The organism is Pseudomonas sp. ICMP22404 (assembly GCF_006227205.1).
Classification (GTDB): Bacteria; Pseudomonadota; Gammaproteobacteria; order Pseudomonadales; family Pseudomonadaceae; genus Aquipseudomonas.
In genome coordinates this window covers 1-19,269 of the sequence record NZ_VCNG01000027.1, presented here as the reverse complement: position 1 = coordinate 19,269, position 19,269 = coordinate 1, and the positions used below count along the sequence as shown (strand labels likewise).

At 60.8% G+C, this 19,269-nt stretch carries 19 protein-coding genes; 14 read left to right on the top strand and 5 right to left on the bottom strand.

Annotated features, from left to right (window positions below):
- The first annotated feature begins 13 nt into the window (after positions 1–13).
- Together FGE05_RS29085 and FGE05_RS29080 are read left to right on the top strand one after the other, a co-directional pair.
- Positions 14–604, top strand: a complete 591-nt coding sequence (locus FGE05_RS29085; RefSeq protein ID WP_139650366.1) for a YceI family protein — start codon at positions 14–16, stop codon at positions 602–604.
- Between the two features lies 1 nt (position 605).
- A complete protein-coding gene (locus FGE05_RS29080; RefSeq protein ID WP_139650365.1) occupies positions 606–1,763 on the top strand; it encodes a phosphatidylserine/phosphatidylglycerophosphate/cardiolipin synthase family protein in 1,158 nt (385 codons plus the stop codon).
- A gap of 132 nt (positions 1,764–1,895) precedes the next feature.
- Here the strand turns inward: FGE05_RS29080 and bglX are convergent, their stop codons facing one another.
- Positions 1,896–4,187, bottom strand: a complete 2,292-nt coding sequence (bglX, locus tag FGE05_RS29075) for a beta-glucosidase BglX (RefSeq protein ID WP_139650364.1) — start codon at positions 4,185–4,187, stop codon at positions 1,896–1,898.
- A 250-nt stretch (positions 4,188–4,437) separates the two neighbouring features.
- Between bglX and FGE05_RS29070 the strand changes: the two genes are divergently transcribed.
- From FGE05_RS29070 to FGE05_RS29045, 6 genes are all read left to right on the top strand, one after another.
- Entirely contained in the window at positions 4,438–5,046 is a 609-nt protein-coding gene (locus tag FGE05_RS29070; protein WP_139650363.1) for a LemA family protein, read from the top strand.
- Positions 5,047–5,074: 28 nt separating this feature from the next.
- Positions 5,075–5,830, top strand: coding sequence for a YgcG family protein (locus FGE05_RS30235; RefSeq protein WP_139650362.1), 756 nt, complete (start codon positions 5,075–5,077; stop codon positions 5,828–5,830).
- A gap of 28 nt (positions 5,831–5,858) precedes the next feature.
- Positions 5,859–6,476, top strand: a complete 618-nt coding sequence (locus FGE05_RS29060) for a TPM domain-containing protein (RefSeq protein WP_139650361.1) — start codon at positions 5,859–5,861, stop codon at positions 6,474–6,476.
- Between the two features lie 234 nt (positions 6,477–6,710).
- Complete coding sequence (locus tag FGE05_RS29055; RefSeq protein WP_139650360.1) at positions 6,711–7,928, top strand: SAM-dependent methyltransferase; 1,218 nt, start codon at positions 6,711–6,713, stop codon at positions 7,926–7,928.
- Between the two features lie 222 nt (positions 7,929–8,150).
- Positions 8,151–8,732: a DJ-1/PfpI family protein gene (locus tag FGE05_RS29050; RefSeq protein ID WP_139650359.1), complete on the top strand. Its 582-nt coding sequence runs from the start codon at positions 8,151–8,153 to the stop codon at positions 8,730–8,732.
- A 71-nt stretch (positions 8,733–8,803) separates the two neighbouring features.
- Positions 8,804–9,148, top strand: a complete 345-nt coding sequence (locus FGE05_RS29045) for a YegP family protein (protein WP_139650358.1) — start codon at positions 8,804–8,806, stop codon at positions 9,146–9,148.
- Positions 9,149–9,329: 181 nt separating this feature from the next.
- On the opposite strand, the gene FGE05_RS29040 is transcribed toward FGE05_RS29045, so the two are convergent.
- Positions 9,330–10,349, bottom strand: coding sequence for a DUF4917 family protein (locus FGE05_RS29040; RefSeq protein ID WP_139650357.1), 1,020 nt, complete (start codon positions 10,347–10,349; stop codon positions 9,330–9,332).
- 139 nt (positions 10,350–10,488) lie between these two features.
- On the opposite strand from FGE05_RS29040, the gene yiaY reads away from it, so the two are divergent.
- Complete coding sequence (gene yiaY / locus FGE05_RS29035) at positions 10,489–11,637, top strand: L-threonine dehydrogenase (RefSeq protein ID WP_139650356.1); 1,149 nt, start codon at positions 10,489–10,491, stop codon at positions 11,635–11,637.
- Here yiaY and FGE05_RS29030 read toward each other — a convergent pair.
- Positions 11,634–12,797, bottom strand: a complete 1,164-nt coding sequence (locus FGE05_RS29030) for an MFS transporter (RefSeq protein ID WP_139650355.1) — start codon at positions 12,795–12,797, stop codon at positions 11,634–11,636. The two genes, yiaY and FGE05_RS29030, sit on opposite strands and share 4 nt — an antisense overlap.
- Positions 12,798–12,809: 12 nt before the next feature.
- Positions 12,810–14,045 carry an aminotransferase class I/II-fold pyridoxal phosphate-dependent enzyme gene (locus FGE05_RS29025; RefSeq protein ID WP_139650354.1) on the bottom strand — a complete coding sequence of 412 codons (1,236 nt, stop codon included), beginning with the start codon at positions 14,043–14,045 and terminating at the stop codon, positions 12,810–12,812.
- 458 nt (positions 14,046–14,503) lie between these two features.
- On the opposite strand from FGE05_RS29025, the gene FGE05_RS29020 reads away from it, so the two are divergent.
- The 3 genes from FGE05_RS29020 (at position 14,504) to FGE05_RS29005 (ending at position 17,671) form a co-directional block, all read left to right on the top strand.
- Positions 14,504–15,853 (top strand): GGDEF domain-containing protein, encoded by a 1,350-nt coding sequence (locus FGE05_RS29020; protein ID WP_139650353.1) that lies wholly within the window; start codon positions 14,504–14,506, stop codon positions 15,851–15,853.
- Positions 15,854–16,184: 331 nt separating this feature from the next.
- Positions 16,185–16,688: a DUF4142 domain-containing protein gene (locus FGE05_RS29010; protein WP_139650351.1), complete on the top strand. Its 504-nt coding sequence runs from the start codon at positions 16,185–16,187 to the stop codon at positions 16,686–16,688.
- Positions 16,689–16,762: 74 nt separating this feature from the next.
- Positions 16,763–17,671 (top strand): SDR family oxidoreductase, encoded by a 909-nt coding sequence (locus FGE05_RS29005; protein WP_139650350.1) that lies wholly within the window; start codon positions 16,763–16,765, stop codon positions 17,669–17,671.
- A gap of 48 nt (positions 17,672–17,719) precedes the next feature.
- On the opposite strand, the gene FGE05_RS29000 is transcribed toward FGE05_RS29005, so the two are convergent.
- Positions 17,720–18,124, bottom strand: coding sequence for a low affinity iron permease family protein (locus FGE05_RS29000; RefSeq protein ID WP_139650349.1), 405 nt, complete (start codon positions 18,122–18,124; stop codon positions 17,720–17,722).
- A gap of 174 nt (positions 18,125–18,298) precedes the next feature.
- On the opposite strand from FGE05_RS29000, the gene FGE05_RS29950 reads away from it, so the two are divergent.
- Together FGE05_RS29950 and FGE05_RS28995 are read left to right on the top strand one after the other, a co-directional pair.
- Positions 18,299–18,445 carry a hypothetical protein gene (locus FGE05_RS29950; protein ID WP_175364060.1) on the top strand — a complete coding sequence of 49 codons (147 nt, stop codon included), beginning with the start codon at positions 18,299–18,301 and terminating at the stop codon, positions 18,443–18,445.
- Between the two features lie 314 nt (positions 18,446–18,759).
- Positions 18,760–19,269, top strand: a 510-nt coding sequence (locus FGE05_RS28995) for a calcium-binding protein (protein WP_139650348.1), incomplete at its 3' end; no start/stop codon positions are given.

Below are 19,269 nucleotides of genomic sequence, written 5' to 3'. Positions count from 1 at the left end.
CCTCCGAGTGTGTATGTTCAAGCGGTTTCTTTGCGTCGCTGTCGCGACCTTGCTGCTGGCCGGTGCTGTGCTGCCCGCCCGGGCCGACTGGTACCTGGACGGCGAGTCGTCACGGTTGTCGTTTATCAGCAGCAAGAACGGCAATGTTTCCGAGGTCCAGCGCTTCCTGGTGCTGCATGGCCAGGTCCAGCCCAAGGGGCTGGCGCGACTGGAAGTGGAGCTGGAATCGATCAACAGTGGCATTCCCTTGCGGGACGAGCGCATGCGCGCCGAACTGTTCGACATCAAGCAGTTCGGCGAAGCCATCGTCACTGCGCAGATCGACCTGTCGCCGATCCAGGACCTGGCCAATGGTGCACAGCTGGAACTGCGCCTGCCGCTGACCGTGGATTTGCACGGCAAGCAACACGAATACAACGTCGAACTCCTGGCGACGCGGTTGGATGAACACCGCTTCCAGGTGGTGACCCTGGAGCCGGTGGTGCTCAACGCGGCGGACTTCGACCTGGCGCCGGGGCTGGAGATGTTGCGGAAAATGGCCGGGTTGTCGGCCATCAGCCTTTCGGTGCCGGTGAATGCGGTACTGATCTTCACGGCGCGCTGACATGAGCGGCCCGGTCTTTCCATGGCGTGAAGGCAATCGGTTCGAGCTGTTGATCGACGGCCCGCAGTTCTTCCCACGCATGCTCGTGGAGATCGCTCGTGCCCAGGAGCAAGTCGAACTGGAGCTGTATCTGGTGGAGGCTGGCGCCTGCGCCGAAGCGATGGTCCAGGCCCTGGTCCAGGCTGCCGAGCGCGGTGTGCGGGTGCGTTGCCTGTTCGATGATTACGGCAGCCTGGCGTTTACCCTGAGCTTGCGTAACCGCCTGATCGAGGCCGGTGTGGAACTGCGTTTCTACAACCGCCTGAGCTGGCGTCGCTGGGTGCGTAATTTCTATCGCGACCACCGCAAGCTGTTGTTGGTGGACCAGCGTCTGGCCGTGGTCGGCGGTACCGGGGTGACCGATGAGTTCTGGAACCCCCTCGACGATCGCAGCGAATGGCACGAAGTAATGGTGGAAATCGTCGGCCCGCTGGTGCTGGACTGGCAACTGCTGTTCGATCGCCAGTGGCTCGCCAACCGCCATCGCCGGGCCTGGAAGCCCGCTTCCAACTTCGGCCTGCCGCGTCTGCCCCGGGTGCCACCGGCGGGCGAGGGCATGGGCCGGGTCGCGTATGCCGACGCCCGCCAGCACCGCGATATCCTGCAATCGCTGTCCCGGGCCTTGAACAGCGGCCAGAAACGGATCTGGATGGCGACGCCATACTTCCTGCCGACCTGGAACGTGCGCCGCTCCTTGCGCAAGGCCGCCGCCCGGGGCATCGACGTGCGCCTGTTGCTCACCGGCCCGCGCACCGATCACCCGTCCGTGCGTTACGCCGGGCACCGCTACTACCCGCGCCTGCTCAAGGCCGGTGTGAAAATCTTCGAGTACCAGCCGTGTTTCCTGCATCTGAAGATGGTGCTGGTGGACGACTGGGTCAGCATCGGTTCCTGCAACTTCGACCACTGGAACCTGCGCTTCAACCTGGAAGCGAACCTCGAAGCCCTGGATTCCGGGCTCAGCCGTGCAGTGGCGGCGAGCTTCGAGCAGGACTTCAGCCAAAGCCTGCAAGTCAGCCTCGACGCCTGGCAGCGCCGGCCATTGTGGAAGCGCTTCAAGCAGCGGTTGTGGGGGCTGGTGGATCGGTTGGTGGTGAATCTGCTGGATCGGCGGGGCTGATCCAGACACCCATAAACAACTGTGGGAGCGAGCCTGCTCGCGATAGCGGTGAATCAGTCAACCACTCAGTTGGCTGACATACCGCTATCGCGAGCAGGCTCGCTCCCACAGGGGAGTCATGTCGCTCTGGAGTCAGAGCAACTCAAAACTCTGCTGTTTCACATCCTGGGAGTCCAGGCCGATCTGCACGTTGAATTTGCCTGGCTCGGCAGCGTACTTGAGCTGGGCGTTGTAGAACTTCAGGTCGTCTTCGCTGATGGTGAAGTGAATGACCTTCTTCTCGCCGGCCTTGAGCATCACCTTCTGGAAGTTCTTCAGTTCCTTCACCGGGCGGATGATCGAGCCGGTCACGTCCTGGATGTACAGCTGCACCACGGTTTCGCCGTCACGCTTGCCGGTGTTCTCCACGGTCACGCTGGCGTCGAGCTTGCCGGTCTTGTTCAGCGTGGTGGAGGACAGGGCCATGTCCGACAGACTGAACTCGGTGTAGCTCAGGCCGTAGCCGAACGGGTACAGCGGGCCGGTGGTGTCATCGAAGTACTGTGAGGTGTAGTTGCCTGGCTTGCCCGGGGTGAACGGACGGCCAATGCTCAGGTGGTTGTAGTAGGTCGGAATCTGACCCACCGAGCGTGGGAAGCTGATCGGCAGTTTGCCCGACGGGTTGTAGTCGCCGAACAGCACGTCGGCGATGGCGTTGCCGCCTTCGGTGCCGGTGAACCAGGTTTCCAGGATCGCATCGGCCTGCTGCTTTTCTTCCAGCAACGACAGCGGACGGCCGTTCATCAGTACCAGCACCAGCGGCTTGCCGGTGGCCTTCAGGGCCTTGATCAGCTCGCGCTGGCTGGCGGGGATGTTCAGATCGGTGCGGCTCGAAGACTCGTGGGACATGCCGCGGGATTCCCCCACGGCGGCCACCACCACATCGGCGTCCTTGGCGGCTTTTACCGCTTCGTCGATCAGCACCTGGGCCGGGCGTGGATCGTCCACCACTTCCGGGGCGTCGAAGTTGAGGAAGTTCAGGTAGTCGAGCACCTTCTTGTCGCTGGTGATGTTGGCGCCACGGGCATAGATGAACTTGGCGTCACCACCAAGGGCACGGCTCATGCCATCGAACAGGGTGACCGACTGCGCAGGACGACCGGCGGCGGCCCAACTGCCCATCATGTCGATCGGTGCCTTGGCCAGCGGGCCGACCAGGGCGATTTTCGCGTTCTTCTTCAGGGGCAGGGTCTGGTTGCGGTTTTCCAGCAGGACCATGCTGCGGCGTGCCACGTCGCGGGCATCGCTGCGGTGCAGTCGGCTTTCGGCGTAGGTGTCGGCCGGGTCATCCTCGGCCTTGCCGATACGCAGGTACGGGTCCTTGAACAGGCCCATGTCGTATTTGGCGACAAGCACTTCACGCACGGCGTTGTCGATGTCGCTCTGCTCGATCTCGCCGGACTTGAGCAGCCCCGGCAATTCCTTGCCATACAGCGAGTCGTTCATGCTCATGTCGATGCCGGCCTTGATCGCCAGCTTCGCCGCTTCTCGACCATCCCGGGCGACGCCGTGCTTGATCAGTTCGAAGATGGCGCCATGATCGCTGACGGCCAGGCCCTTGAAGCCCCATTCCTTGCGCAGCAGATCGTTCATCAGCCAGGTGTTGGCCGTGGCCGGTACGCCGTTGATGGAGTTCAACGCCACCATCACCCCGCCGGCACCGGCATCGATGGCGGCGCGATAGGGTGGCAGGTAGTCCTGGTACATTTTCACCGGGCTCATGTCCACGGTGTTGTAGTCCCGGCCGCCTTCAACGGCGCCGTACAGGGCAAAGTGCTTGACGCTGGCCATGATGCTGTCGGCCGCGTTGGCGCCGCTGCCCTGGAACGCCTTGACCATCACCCCGGCAATGCGCGACACCAGGTAGGTGTCTTCGCCAAAGCCTTCGGAGGTCCGGCCCCAGCGCGGGTCACGGGAAATGTCGACCATCGGCGCGAAGGTGATGTCCAGGCTGTCGGCCGCAGCTTCCTGGGCAGCGATGCGGCCGGAGTGGTAGATGGCGTCCATGTCCCAGCTCGAAGCCAGTGCCAGGGGAATCGGGAAAATGGTGCGGTGGCCGTGGATCACGTCATAGGCGAAGAACATCGGGATCTTCAGCCGGCTGCGCATGGCCGCGTCCTGCATCGGACGGTTTTCGGCGCGGGTAATGGAGTTGAACGTGCCGCCGATGTTACCGGAGGCGATTTCCTTGCGGATCATCTCCCGGGGCATTTCCGGGCCGATGCTGATCAGGCGCAACTGGCCGATCTTTTCCTCGAGGGTCATTTGTTTCATCAGGTTACTGATGAAAGCGTCCTTGTTCTCTATGGGGGCTGGCAGGTTGTCGGCTAATACGGATTGACTGGCCAGACTGACAAACAGGCCCAGCAAACACAGCTTCTTCATGAATAGTTTTCTCGCAGGCCCAAAGGCGGTAATCAGGACACGCCGTCAGCCAAAATGTGAGGAGTGGCTATTGTTGTTTGGTCAAATGCAGCACACTTTCGAACCCAGGGGGCTGAACTTAGTTTCGCACCGCGCATCTTTTAGCCCATCGATCCGTTTCAATCCAGTGCGGCGGCAGATTATGCCCCAGACACCGGTGGGATAGGTGGCCGTGTTTTTCCAATGTAAAGGCAAGGGAGAGCTTCACCCGATGAATCTACGACTGAACCACCGAAGCGGCTTGCAACTGCTGGCCCTGATGCTGTTCACCTCGCTACTGGCCGGTTGCGGCATCAACACGATTCCGACCCTTGACGAACAGGCCAAGGCTGCCTGGGGCCAGGTGCAAAACCAGTACCAGCGCCGTGCCGACCTGATCCCGAACCTGGTGGAAACCGTCAAGGGCTATGCCCAGCACGAGCAGGAAACCCTGACTACCGTGATCGAGGCGCGGGCCAAGGCCACCTCGATCCAGGTCGATGCCAGCACCCTGGACAACCCGGAGAAGCTCAAGCAGTTCCAACAGGCCCAGGATCAATTGACCGGTGCGCTGAGTCGCTTGATGGTGGTGTCCGAGCGCTATCCGGACCTCAAGGCCAACCAGAACTTCCTGGCGCTGCAGTCGCAGCTCGAAGGCACCGAGAACCGTATCGCCGTGGCCCGCCGCGACTTCATCCTGGCGGTGCAGAAGTACAACACCGAGATCCGGACCTTTCCGGGGCGGTTGTGGCACAGCGTGATGTACAGCGACCTGCCAATCCGCGAAACCTTCGAGGCCACCAGTCCCGACGCCGAAAAAGCGCCGCAGGTGAAATTCTGATCGATACCCGGCTCCCACAGGAGTTCCAATGCGCGTGTTGAAATTTGGCCTGGTGCTGTTGCTCTGGGTGTTTGCAGTCACGGCCCAGGCCGAGTTGAAGTTTCCGGCGCTGACCGGGCGGGTGGTGGACGCCGCCCAGATGCTCGAGCCAGCGGTGCGGGCGCAACTGGAGGCACAGCTCACGGCCCACGAGCAGGCGACCGGCGAACAGGTGGTGGTTGTCACACTGCCTGACCTGCAGGGGGCCAGGATCGAAGACTTCGGCTATCTGCTCGGACGCCACTGGGGTATCGGGCAGAAGGACAAGAACAACGGCGCACTGCTGATCGTCGCCCGGGATGAGCGAAAGCTGCGGATCGAAGTGGGTTACGGCCTGGAAGATCGACTGACCGATGCCCAGAGTTCGGTGATCATCAACCAGGTCATCACCCCGGCCTTCAAGACCGGCAATTTCAATAAAGGCATCAGTGACGGCGTGGCGGCGATGCTGGTGGTGTTGGGGGGCAGCCCTCTGGACGAGCCGGCCACTGCGTACAATGCAGGCGAGCAGGAGGAGGGCGACTTCGTCTCGCGTCATCCGTGGACATTCGCGATGCTGGTGATGTTGTTCATCGTCACGATCATGGTCTGCCAGGTGCTGGGGATCCTGCCGGCCGGGCGGGGCGGCTCAAGCGGCTCAAGCGGGGGAGGCTTTGGCGGTGGCGGTTTCGGCGGTGGCGGGGGTGGTGGTTTCAGCGGCGGCGGTGGCAGTTTCGGGGGCGGCGGTTCGTCGGGCGGCTGGTGACAATAATAATGAGCAGGCACTTTTAACCATGGCATTACTGACTGAACACGAACAACGCAAAGTGGCCGAAGCCATCGCCCGGGTCGAGCGGGACACCGACGCTGAACTGGTCACGGTGCTCGCTGCGCGCGCCGACGACTATGCCTACATCCCACTGCTGTGGGCCAGTTTGCTGGCCCTGGTGGTGCCAGGTGTGCTGCATTACCTGACGGGCTGGTTGACCATGCACAGCCTGTTGCTGGTGCAATGGGTCAGCTTCATCGTGCTGTGCCTGGTGTTTCGCATTCCGAAGGTCACCACCCACTTGATCCCCCGGTCGGTGCGCCACTGGCGGGCGTCCAACCTGGCTCGCCGGCAGTTTCTCGAACAGAACCTGCACCACACCGTGGGCAGCACCGGAATGCTGATCTTTGTCTGCGAGGCCGAGCGCTATGTGGAGATCCTGGTGGACGAAGGCATCTCCAAACGCCTCGACAACCGGAGCTGGGATGCCATCGTCGCGGCCTTCACCGAGCAGGTCCGCCAGGGCCAGACCTTGCAGGGCTTCGTGACCTGCATCGAAGCCTGCGGCCAATTGCTCAAGGAGCACGTCCCCGTGACCCACGAACGCAATGAACTGCCGAACCGGTTGGTGGTGCTGGGCTAGAAACTGCCAGCGGAACACATCGGGGGAGGAAACTGTGGGGAACCTGTGGGAGCAAGGCTTGCCCGCGATGAAGGCGCCTCGGTCCCAGGGTAGGCTGCGGCGACAACTTCATCGCGGGCAAGCCTTGCTCCCACAGATAAATCCCCTCGCCACAATAATTCTCCGTGCCCTCGACCCCCATCCCCCCTAAAATACCCGCCATTCCCGATCCGCCCGCCCCGAGGCCGCTTTTCCATGTCCGTTACTGCAACTCCTGCCCGTCCCGCGCCGGATCCTCACGCCGAGTTCATCGAGCTGCTGCAGGCCAGCCTCGACCAGAATGCTTTCATCAAGCTGGTGCTGGCCAGGCATGTCGGCGACGAAGCGGACCTCCAACGGCTGATCATCAAGCAACTGACGGTCAAGGAGCAGCCTTGCCTGTCCTTCGTCTACCGCTACAAAACCCGCGACATCACCAAGAATTTCCCCCTGGCCGAAGGCGTGGCGACCATCGCTGGGTTGTTGCCGGCATCGTTCAAGAACGCCCATTTGCTGGCGGTCACCGACGAGGCACAGCTGGAGTACAGCAAGAAGGGCAAGCCTTCACTGTTCAAAAGCAAGCCCCAACAGCTGCGCGAAGTACCCTCGGTGGAACACAACCGTGAGAAAAACCGCTTCCTCGACCTGAGTCGACCGTTCCTGGCCGATCTGGGCGTGACCAATCACAAGCACGAGCTGATCCCGGCCATGTCGCGTAAGTGGAAGCAGATCAACAAGTTCATCGAGGTCTTCAGCCATGCGTTGACCTCCTCGCCGCTGGCCCTGGACAAACCGGTGCGGGTGTCGGACTTCGGTTCGGGCAAGGGCTACCTGACCTTCGCCATTCACGACTACCTGCGCAACACCCTGCAGGCCGAAGGCGTGGTGACCGGCGTCGAGTTGCGCGAGGACATGGTCCGGCTGTGCAACGAGGCCGCCGCGCGCCTGGAACACCCGGGCCTGAGCTTCCAGCACGGTGACGTGCGCAGCGTGGCGCCGAGCGCGGTGGACGTGATGATCGCCTTGCATGCCTGCGACATCGCCACCGACTACGCGATCCACATGGGCATTCGCTCGGGTGCTTCGATCATCATGTGCTCGCCGTGCTGCCACAAGCAGATCCGCTTGCAGATCCAGAGCCCGGCGCTGCTCAAGCCGATGTTGCAATATGGCCTGCACCTGGGCCAACAGGCGGAAATGGTCACCGACAGCCTGCGGGCGCTGTTCCTGGAGGCTTGTGGCTACGAAACCAAGGTGTTCGAGTTCATATCCCTGGAACACACCAACAAGAACAAGATGATCCTGGCGGTCAAACGCGCCACGCCGATCGATCCGGCCGAGTTGCTGGCGAAGATCCAGGAACTGAAGGCGTTCTACCACATCACCGAACACTGTCTCGAAACGCTGCTGCGGGCGGACGGTTATCTCGCCTGAAGCGGGACAGATGCAACGCTGTGGGAGCATAGCTTGCTCGCGATGAACGATGACTCAATTGTGCTGCTTAACCTCGGCGCTGAATCGCGGGCAAGCTTTGCTCTCACAGAGCAACATTCGACCTAACTCGTCGTGCAGCCCGTCAGATGACGGGTGAAGACTTCCCCGCCGGACTACCTTTAATGCATTCACCCTTCACGCATTCTCAAAGGAGTCCAAGCCATGGCCGCAAAGAAAATCCTGATGCTGGTCGGCGATTACGTCGAAGACTATGAAGTGATGGTGCCGTTCCAGGCTTTGCAGATGGTCGGCCATACCGTGCATGCGGTGTGCCCCGACAAGACCGCCGGGCAGACCGTGCGCACGGCGATCCACGATTTCGAAGGCGACCAGACCTACAGCGAGAAACCGGGCCATCTGTTCACCCTGAACCATGATTTTTTCGGTGTCGGCGTGGCTGACTACGACGCGCTGCTGATTCCCGGCGGGCGGGCGCCGGAGTACCTGCGTCTGAATGAGAAAGTCCTGCAACTGGTGCGCGATTTCGATGTGGCGGGCAAGCCGATCGCCGCGGTGTGCCATGGCGCGCAATTGCTGGCGGCGGCGGGCATTCTGGAAGGGCGTGAATGCAGCGCTTATCCGGCCTGTGCCCCGGAAGTGCGCCTGGCGGGTGGGACGTTCATCGACATTCCGGTGACCGAAGGCCATGTCCAGGGCAACCTGGCGACCGCACCGGCCTGGCCCGCTCATCCGAACTGGCTGGCGGGGTTCCTGACGCTGTTGGGCACGGCCATCACGCTGTAGCGGAGTCGACTGGCAGAGCCGGCGGGGCAGGTCTTTACTCTTGAGGCTGTTGACCTCTCGAGGAAATGATCATGTCCGGATGGTACGAAATCAGCAAGAACAGCAGTGGCCAGTTTCGGTTCGTGCTCAAGGCCGCCAACGCCGAAACGATCCTGACCAGCGAGTTGTACACCACCCGCAGCGGTGCCGGCGGTGGCATCGCTGCGGTGCAGAAAAACAGCCCGTTGACCGAGCGCTATGAGCTCAAGAACACCAGGGACGGTCATCCCTACTTCAATCTCAAGGCTGCCAACCATGAAGTGATCGGCAGCAGCGAAGCCTTTTCATCGGACGCCGCCCGGGACAAGGGCATTGCCAGCGTCAAGGCGAACGGGCCGAGCATGGTGATCAAGGACAAGACCCTGTTGGCGCTTTAACCTACCAGTAATGAAGACGCTTCTCCTGTGGCGAGGGGATTTATCCCCGCAGGGGTGCGTAGCAGCCCTCATCCTGGCAACTCGGAGTGTCAGATGGATCTGAGACATCCACTGTCGGGGGCGCTACGCACCCCAGCGGGGATAAATCCCCTCGCCACAGGTCTCTGCGCGGATTCCATTCCTACACCTCCACCGGTACCGACAGCTTCGGATCGCCCAACGGATGGCTCTTGGCATCGAAGAACCGCAGCTCGATGTCCAATCCTTGGAACAGCTTGGCGTAATGGCGCTTCTGGTGCTGGATGAACGCCTGGCTGCGAGGGTAGATCGAGATCGCCACGGTGCGGGGTTTCGCCTGGCGCAAGGCGCGGACGATGTGTTGGTCCTGCTCGCCCAGGGCATGGCCAAACAGGCACAGGTTGTCGCCGTGGTGCAGCAGTTGGTCGTAGCAGAATGACAGGTAGTCGGAACTTCGGATGGTCTTGAGTTTGTCCTCGCTGGGGCCTTCATTGACGAACAACGGTACGTCGTCCAGGGTCTTGAGGGTGTTGTTGATGGCGAAGCTGCCCAGCAGCGTGCCTTCGGTGGACGTGAGCTTGCGCGCCGTGCCGTCCTGGTTGCGCACCAGGTGCAGGCCGCCGTGCAGGTACAGCAGGCGCGGTTTGTCCGTGGTCACTTGGCTCAGATCGAAACCGTGGTCGGTGTCGGTGAACAGATCGGTAATGGTCTGCGGCGCATGCTGGATCGCCCAGTAGTTGAGCAGGTCGTAGTTGGTGGTGAACACCGTGGCATAACGGCTCAGTTCCTGGTTGAGCGTCGCCAGGGTCGACGGTTGTACCAGCCGCCATGGGATATGCACCGCATGCACGGTGTTGATCAGCGCTTCTTTGATCGCGTAGTAGCGATTGCGCGGGGCGGCGGAGCTGACGGCGAGGGCCTTGTTGACCCGGCTGGTGGTTTTCAGCGCACCGAGCACCTGTTCGAAGCTGCGGGTCTGCAGCGCGTCGAACACGCTCAGTTCCGACGGGCTCAAGGGCTTTTCCTCGACGGTGCGGGCGTTTTCGAACAGCGAGTCGTAGCCGAAATCATCCCATACGGCGCGGCTGGCACCATTGCCCACCAGCAGCCCGCTGAAAGCGGTATGGGCGCGCAAGGTTTCCCAGTCTTCAAGCCGGGCGTCGTATTCCTGGAAGTCGGTCATTTGGAAAGTCATCTCAAAACGTGGCAAGGGCAGGGCGCGACTTTATCACGACCGACTCTTGAGCCAGATCAAGGTGCCGCGTGACTGACTGGTCAATGCTGTGGACCCGCCGATCCGGCCTCTTTCAGGAACGCGTCCCATGAGTAGCACTTTTTTCATTCCCGCCGTGAACGTCATGGGGCTGGGTTGCCTCGACGAAGCCATGATTGCCATTCGCAATTACGGTTTTCGCAAGGCCCTGATCGTAACCGATGCGGGACTGGCCAAGGCCGGCGTTGCGGGCAAGGTTGCCGATCTGCTGGCCCAGCAGGACATCGAATCGGTGATTTTCGACGGTGCCAAGCCCAATCCGAGCATCGCGAATGTCGAGCGTGGCCTGGGATTGCTGAAGGAGAGCCGATGCGATTTCGTGGTGTCGCTGGGGGGCGGTTCGCCCCATGACTGCGCCAAGGGCATTGCCCTGTGCGCTACCAATGGCGGGCAGATCCGCGACTATGAGGGCGTCGACCGGTCGGGCAAGCCGCAGTTGCCGCTGATCGCCATCAACACCACGGCCGGCACCGCCAGTGAGATGACTCGTTTCTGCATCATCACTGACGAATCGCGCCACGTGAAAATGGCCATTGTCGACCGCAACGTGACGCCGCTCATGTCGGTCAACGACCCGGCGCTGATGCTGGCAATGCCCAAGGGACTCACGGCTGCGACGGGCATGGATGCGCTGACCCATGCGATCGAAGCCTACGTGTCCACCGCCGCCAGCCCGATCACCGATGCTTGTGCCCTGAAAGCCATCACCCTGATCAGCAACAATCTTCGCCTGGCGGTGCGTGACGGCAACGATCTGGCGGCACGGGAAAACATGGCCTACGCGCAGTTTCTCGCCGGGATGGCATTCAACAATGCTTCGCTGGGCTTCGTGCATGCCATGGCTCACCAGTTAGGCGGGTTCTACGACTTGCCCCACGGCGTGTGCAATGCGGTGCTGTTGCCCCATGTACAGAGTTTCAATGCTTCGGTGTGCGCCTCGCGCCTGACCGATGTGGGCCGTGCCATGGGGGTCGATACGCACCTGTCTGGCCCGGAAAAAGGCGCCCAGGCAGCCATCGCCGCGATCGTCAGTCTGGCCCGGGACGTGGAGATCCCGGCCGGCCTGCGTGAGTTGGGCGTGCGCCTCGGTGACGTGCCGGTGCTGGCCGCCAACGCCCTGAAAGATGCCTGCGGCCTGACCAACCCGCGGGCAGCGGATCAACGGCAGATAGAGGAGATTTTCCGCAGCGCATTTTAAGGGCTCCGGGGCGGCATGACTCGCACGCAGACCATGGCCGCCACTGCCAGCAGCGCGCACAACGTCGCCAACGGCCAGGCCTGTTGACTCGATAACAGACTGGCCATGGCCCCGATCAGCGCGGCCATCAATTGGTGCAGGAAACCGCTCAATGCCATGGCGTAGGCGCCGGGCACGGGTGAGCCTTCGTTGGCCAGGGACAGGCTGATGGGGTAGTTCAACGACTGGCCGAACACGGCCAGGCAGTACGGTAACCAGAACAGCAACGCGATGCTGCCCAGGGTAAGGCTGCTCACCAGCATGGTCGCGCTTCCTCCCAGCACCAGCGCGATGCCCCAGTCCATCAGCCGTCGCTGGCCGGTGCGCAGCACAAAGGCATTCACCGCCAGTGCGCCGAGCAGGTACGCGGCACTGATCGGCCAGCCCAGCAGGCCGTACTCGATCGCCGACCAATGAAAGCCTTCTTGCAGAATGAGCGGCGCTGTTGTGTTGAAGGCGATGATCACACCGTACCCCAGCCCTCCCGCAAGGGCCGGCAGCAGGAAACTGCGCTGCAGCAGTATCTGTCCGTATGCACTCGATGCCGACTGTCCACTGCTGCTCTCCGTCAGTATCGGGAACCTGGCCCGGGAAACCGCCGCAGCCATGATCAGGCAGGCGGTGCCCATTCCATAAAAGATCGCTTCCCAACCCAGAGCAGCCTGGATCAACGCGCCCAGGTATTGGCCGATGCCGAGGGCGATCACGAAGGCTATCGATATCCATGACAAGGCTTTTGCCAGCTGATCGCCGCTGAAGCTGTCACGGATCAGGACCCGTGCCATCACCGATATACCGCTGGCCCCGATGCCCTGGATCAATCTGAACGCCAGGAACCCCTCCACCGAGGTGCCAAGGGGCAGGGCCAGGTTGCCCAGCCCATACAGCCCCAATGCCGCCAGCAAAACCACTTTACGCCCCAGGCGTTCGCTCAGGCTGCCCCACGCCAGCATGGGCAGTGCCATGCCGATCAGGTACACCGACAGGCCCCAGGACACCCGGGATGCATCGGCTCCAAGATCCCGGGCAATATCAGGTAGCGCGGGCAGGTAGATGCTCATGCCCAGTTGTGCCAGGAAAACGGTGGTGCAAGTGACGATCAGGGTTGTACGGTTTTTCATCGAGGACTCATGTCAGGTGCGGATATCACGCCCGTGGGCTTGCAGCAGGTTGATGATCTGTTCGCAGAAGGACCGGATCACGCTCGGCTCCATGTCGGCGCGCAGGGTAATGCGGATGGCCGCCTTGTCTTGTGGCACCACGGGGAAAAACACCGCCGAAGTGAAGTACCCCAACTCGGCCAGCTCACCCGCCACGCGGTTGGCCAGGGTTGCCTCACCGCAGGGCACCAGACGTATCGCCATCGGGTTGCCGTACTGCTCGGTACGGACAAGGTTATCGAAGACGCGGATATTAGTCTGCAAACGCTCCTGCAACGAGACCAGTTCCCGGCTGCGATGCAGCCGGATCGAAGCCATGCCGGCACCAATGGCCGCTGCGTTCAGGCTCTGGGACCAGGTGCTCGGCCCACCGTAACGCTGCACCAGCGCTTTATGCCGTTCACTGCCGAACATGGCCAACCCGCCACTGGCGCCGAACGATTTTGCCAGCGAGGCGACGATCAGCGTGCGCTCGTCCACGGCGGGTAGACGCGAACGGACCAGCCCCGCACCGTATTTGCCGACGGTGGACAATGCGTGGGAGTCGTCCAGGTACAGGAACAGGCCATATCGCTGCTTGAGAAACAGCAGGCTGTCCAGGTCCGCCGTTCCGCCCATGCTGTAGGCGCCGTCAGTTACATAGGCGACGTTGCGCTCTCGTTTGCACAGGTCTTCGATGAAGTCCATGTCGTTGTGCGGGCAGGTGATGACCTGGGTTTCATCGGCGCAGGCGGTCTTGAAGTGGTTCATCGAATAATGGGCATGTTTGTCGAACACCATGACGGGTGGCCGATTGCCCGTAAGTGCACCGCTGGCCAGCAGCGGCAGGATCCCGGCGCTGGCCGCGCTGCAGGACAAGGCACTCAGGCAGCTGGCACCGAACAGTTCCGACAGTTGCGTTTCGTACTGCGCCAGGATCGCCAGCTTGCAGCGACTCTTCGAGTTGGCGACATGCAGGGTTCCGGTTTCCCATAGCGCGGTCATGGCGCCATCCAGCAAGGCAGGGTGATAATCCAGGCCCAGATAGGACGTCGTCCCGAAGTGGTGAAAGGTGCGGCCGTACTGGTCGACCAGGACGTTGGGCGTCTTGACCTCGACATTGAGCCCCGAGATTTTTCCGGCCTCGGCGCACTGCCAGTCCTGATCCGACAGGGAGATGACCTTGCGGTAGTTGGTGAAACGATGGGTGGGTTGCGCGATCTGGTTCATGGTGCGATTACATTCCTTGGTTGAGAAGTGCTGTCCGTGGGTGTTTCAATATCTGTGTGTTTCCGGACTTTACAGACCATCGCCCAGGGCTTTGAATCGGCTGTTTCCGGCGTGTTTGAGGGCTGCCGGAGTCTTCCGTGTAGGAGCTTGCCTATGAACGTGGACGGGGAATCCCTGCGGGGAGTCGGAGCTAGGTGGGTTTGTCCGGATGTCCCCGGATCCGCTGCGTTTTACCTGGCCTGAAGCGCTGTCAAGGCATCGGTAAACAGGCGTAACAGTCATTTTTTTTTGCGAAAGTCCCTTGAGGGGCCGCTCTGTCATACCGATTAGCCAATGGGTGGCATATTGCAATCAATTTCTCGGATGGTTTGATTGCCTGCGCTATCCTCTTTGTATCGTGGGTGTAGTCCGATCACCCAATTCGCCCACCGCTGCATTCTCCGGATGGCTTCCAGCCAATGGGTATTCGAGATTCCGCACCGCTGGCCAGTTACATCGACCTTCTGCTGGACGCCGTGTGTGCCGTCGACGGCCAGGGACGTTTCGTGTTTGTCAGTGCCGCCTGCGAACGCATTCTCGGTTACACCCCCCAGGAGCTGATCGGTCGGCCGATGATCGAACTGGTTCACCCCGGCGACCGCCAGCGTACCCTTGACGCTGCGCGGGAGATCATGGACGGCGAGCCCAAGCTCAACTTCGAGAACCGCTACCTGCGCAAGGACGGTCGGGTGGTGCATATCCTGTGGTCGGCGCGCTGGTCAGAAATGGATCAATTGCGCATCGCCGTGGCCCGCGACATTACCGAACGTAAACTGGCCGAGTCCCGACAGGCAGCGCTGTACGCCATTTCCGAAGCGGCCCATGCCGCGGCAGACCTGCTTGCGCTATTCAAGCGTATCCACCTGATCATCGGCGAGTGGCTGCCGGCCCTGAACTTCTCGGTGGCGCTGTACGATGAACAATGCGCCCAACTGAATTTTGCCTATCACGTCGACGACGAGGAACGGCAACCCGAACTGCCGGGGACGATCACCGGGCGTTTGTGCGCCGAGGTGATCCGAAGCGGTCAGCCGATCCTGTTGACACCTGATTGCAACCCATTGCCACCGGCTTTTTTCGACCTCGTGGAGCAGCCGGGCGCGCCATGCTGGCTGGGTGTGCCGCTGAACTCGCAAAACGGCACGATTGGCGCAATGATCCTCAAGAGTGCCCAGGACAAGGAGCGCTACACCGAGCAGGACATGGAATTGCTGCAGTATGTCTGTGCGCAGATCACCCTCGCCGTCGAACGCCAGCAATTGCATGCCCGGTTGCAGCGCATGGCGCAATACGACCAGTTGACCCAGGTGCCGAATCGCGAACTGCTGCGTGAACGGTTCAAGGCCGCGCTGGCGAGTGCCCGAGTAGCGTCAGGGCGCATGGCATTGCTGTACATCGACCTGGATCGCTTCAAGCAGGTCAACGACACCTATGGTCATGGCGTCGGTGACATGCTGTTGCAAGCGGTGGCCAGTCGGCTCCAGGGCTGCGTACGTGATTCCGACACGGTTGCGCGTATTGGTGGCGATGAGTTCGTGGTGTTGCTCCATAGCATCCAGGCGCTGGAAGATGCCCACGTTGTGCAAGAAAAGATCCGTCAGGCGCTGACCCAGCCGCTGCGACTAGATGGGCACTGCCTGAGCATCGAGCCGAGTATCGGCGTGGCCTGTTTCCCGGACCATGGCATCGAAGACGTCGCACTGTTCCGCCATGCTGACCAAGCGATGTACGCCGCCAAGCGCCAGAATCACAGAGCCTTCGACATCTGAAAGCACGTCACCGTTCGTCGTGGCGCCGCGTATTTATTCAAACCTTTGCGCCCCTGGTCCTTTCGAATATCAGGCAGGCCCGGCTCGCCAACATTCAAGCATCTTGAGGGCCAGACCATGCCGGGCTCACGAAGCATTCATCCCGGAAATATCGCCCATGATCGAACCAAGGTGCTTGGAGCGGGTCGCAAAAGTGGGAGGACCACCCTCATGACCGCCGACAAGCCCCTGCGGAAAAGCGGGTCGGACATGTCGCTGATCGGTCATCGGTGGTTCTGATACAGAGGCAGGGAGACCTGCCCGAACTTTTAACTACGAGGAGGGCGCGACCATGAGCCGGATGGCTACCTTTTTTCGCACCACCAGTCTCGTCGTGCTGATGGGCCTGGGTGCCAACAGTGCCTGGGCCCAATCGCCAGCTGAATTCATCAACGATGCCTCTGCCAAAGGCATGGCCGACATCGAGGCCAGTCGCATGGCCCACGGCAAAGCCGAGTCCAGGGAGGTAAAGGATTACACCATCATGGTGATCAACGACCGCACCACCGCCAATCAGCATCTGGCCAAGATTGCGAAAAAACTCGACCTGCCTGTCGCACCGCGGGAGGAAGTCGCTGACAAGGCCAAGACCATGATCCCGCAGATGCAGGAAGGCGAGTCGTTCGAAGCCGCTTATGCCGCCAGCCAGGTCAAGGCCACCGAGGACGCCATCGCACAGATCGAGCAGGAGGCCAAAACCACCGAAGTGCCGGAAATCAAAGCGTTTGCCGATGAAACCCTGCCTAAATTGCAGACCCACCTGGAGATGGCAAGGGCGCTGCAGGCCAGCCGCTGATCGCGGCACGTCTTACATTCAGGGCCGGGGCGTCAGCTCCCGGCTTGTCTTGCCCGCCGAAAAGGAGAGCCTCGATGTCCACACGCCGAGAACCCAACCAATACGCGATGCAGAACCCGCTGACCCAATATCCCCGTCCACCGTTTCCCGACCAGCCGCAATCGCCGCCCGGTATCGACCAGGACATGGTGCCCAAGCCCGATCATGGTGAAAAAAGCTACCAAGGCTTCGGCCGTCTGGAAGGTCGCAAGGCGCTGGTGACCGGTGCTGACTCGGGGATCGGCCGCGCGGCAGCCATTGCCTACGCCCGGGAGGGGGCTGACGTCGCGATCAATTACCTGCCCAGCGAAGAGCGCGACGCTCGGCAAGTCATCGAACTGATCGAAGCCGAAGGCCGCAAGGCCATTGCGATTCCCGGTGATCTCAAGGACGAATCCTTCTGCGTCCAACTGGTGAGGAGCGCCCACGAGCAATTGGGGGGCTTGGATATCCTGGTAAACGTTGCCGGTAAACAGGAGGCGCAAAAGGACATCGCCGACATCACCACCGCACAATTCGATGACACCATGAAAACCAACATCTACGCGATGTTCTGGATCTGCAAGGCCGCGGTGCCGCTGATGCCGGCAGGGGCAACGGTCATCAACACCGCCTCGATCCAGTCTTACGATCCGTCCGCGACGCTGCTGGACTACGCCACCACCAAGGCGGCCATCGTGGCGTTCACCAAGGCATTGGCGGGGCAAGTGATCGGCAAGGGCATCCGCGTCAACGCCGTGGCACCCGGGCCGATCTGGACGGTGCTGCAACCCAGCGGCGGACAACCCCAGGAGAAAATTCCTACCTTCGGCTCCCAGGTGCCGATGAAGCGTCCCGGACAGCCGGCCGAATGTGCGCCGTTATATGTACTGTTGGCGTCTCAGGAATCGAGCTACATCACCGGCGAAGTTTTCGGCGTGACCGGTGGTAATCCGCTGCCTTGAGGCGTGCTAAGGATGCGCGAGTGGCGCCGTACCACTCGCGCATCGCGATCAACATTGATTCAGATCGATCTTGTTCTTCTGCTCCAACCCTTCAAGACTTTTGGCTTCGCCTTGTCCCATGGCTTGGTAATGCTTCCTCAGCGCCTCCAATTGCTTGAGGTCCAGCGACTCGAGTCCGAGCATTGCGTTTTGCGCTTCATTGGTTGCGCGCAACAATTCGTCGATCTTCAGGTGCAGGATATCGGTGTCGCGGTTTTGTGTGTTCTGGATCAGGAATACCATCAGGAAGGTAATGATCGTCGTGGAGGTGTTGATGATCAGCTGCCACGTATCGTTGAACTTGAACAGTGGCCCGCTCAAGGCCCACAGCACGAGGAGCACGATAGCCCCCAGAAATGTCTTGGGGCTCCCCGCCCACAGGGCCAGTTTTTGCGCGATTTTAGCGAAGGTCATTGCTGTGTTCCTTATGGGATTGCACCTGTCTGGTTTGACAGCAACGCCTCGGTGAAAATTCTACTTACATTTAGGTGCAGCGCCTGGGCGAACGTCTGTCGTCCTGGCGGAAGACTGTCGCAACCATTGCTGCCTTCATCGGTCACTCCTTAAAGCCCTCAGCCGGAGTACACCATGAACCTCACGCGCACGTTCTGCCTCGCCTGTAGCCTGTTCCTCCTGCAAGGCTGCTTCGACAATTCGGACAATGAAACCAAGGACAACACCGACGGCACCAAGTCTTCGGTGCAGATGAAAGAGTCCGACGCCCAGAAAAAATAGACATGGACCCGCCATCCCTGTGGGAGCGAGCCTGCTCGCGATGGCGATGGTTCAGCAACATTGGCGTTGCCTGGCACTCCGCCGTCGAGAGCAAGCTCTGCCAGGTTTCGTATCCTGGCGCTAGCTGTTTACCACCCTGTGCATCAACGCATGACAAAACTAACACCCGCTTATTTTTCCTATTCTGGACGAAACTTCCGTTCAAGTTTCACTGGGAATAGCCGAAGTGTTGCAGAGCTCTTGTTCAATTTTGTAAGAAAACAGTGATTGTATAAGACCCTCTCCACCCTCCTTAAAATCAAGGAAGAAGAAAAATGGCAGTTATTAATGGAACAGCCGGCGCAGATGCACTAATTGGCACCGCAGGGGATGATGAGATCAACGCTCTGGGTGGCAATGACGTCATCAAGAGTACTGCCGGCGCAGACAAAATTGATGGCGGTGCTGGTTCAGATACTGTTGACTATTCGGCATCTACTGAAGGTATCAGTATAGATTTGCGCCAGGGAACTGGACTTGTTGGACGGGGTGGCGACGCAGAGGGGGATATTCTCACTGGTATCGAAACGGTCATAGGCTCCGCCTTCAACGACGTTCTCTCCGCCGGCCCGTACACCACAGCCACAGGGGTACGGCTGGAAGGGGGGGGCGGCGATGACATCTACAACATCGGCATGGGGTTCACACCCACCATCATCGAGCAGGCCGGTGGTGGCAACGATGAAGTCCGTGTGTCGGTGATCAATCCGAGCGGCACCATCCTGGCTGCAAACGTCGAGCGCCTGACCTACGTCGGCACCGGCGCCTTCACCGGTTATGGCAAT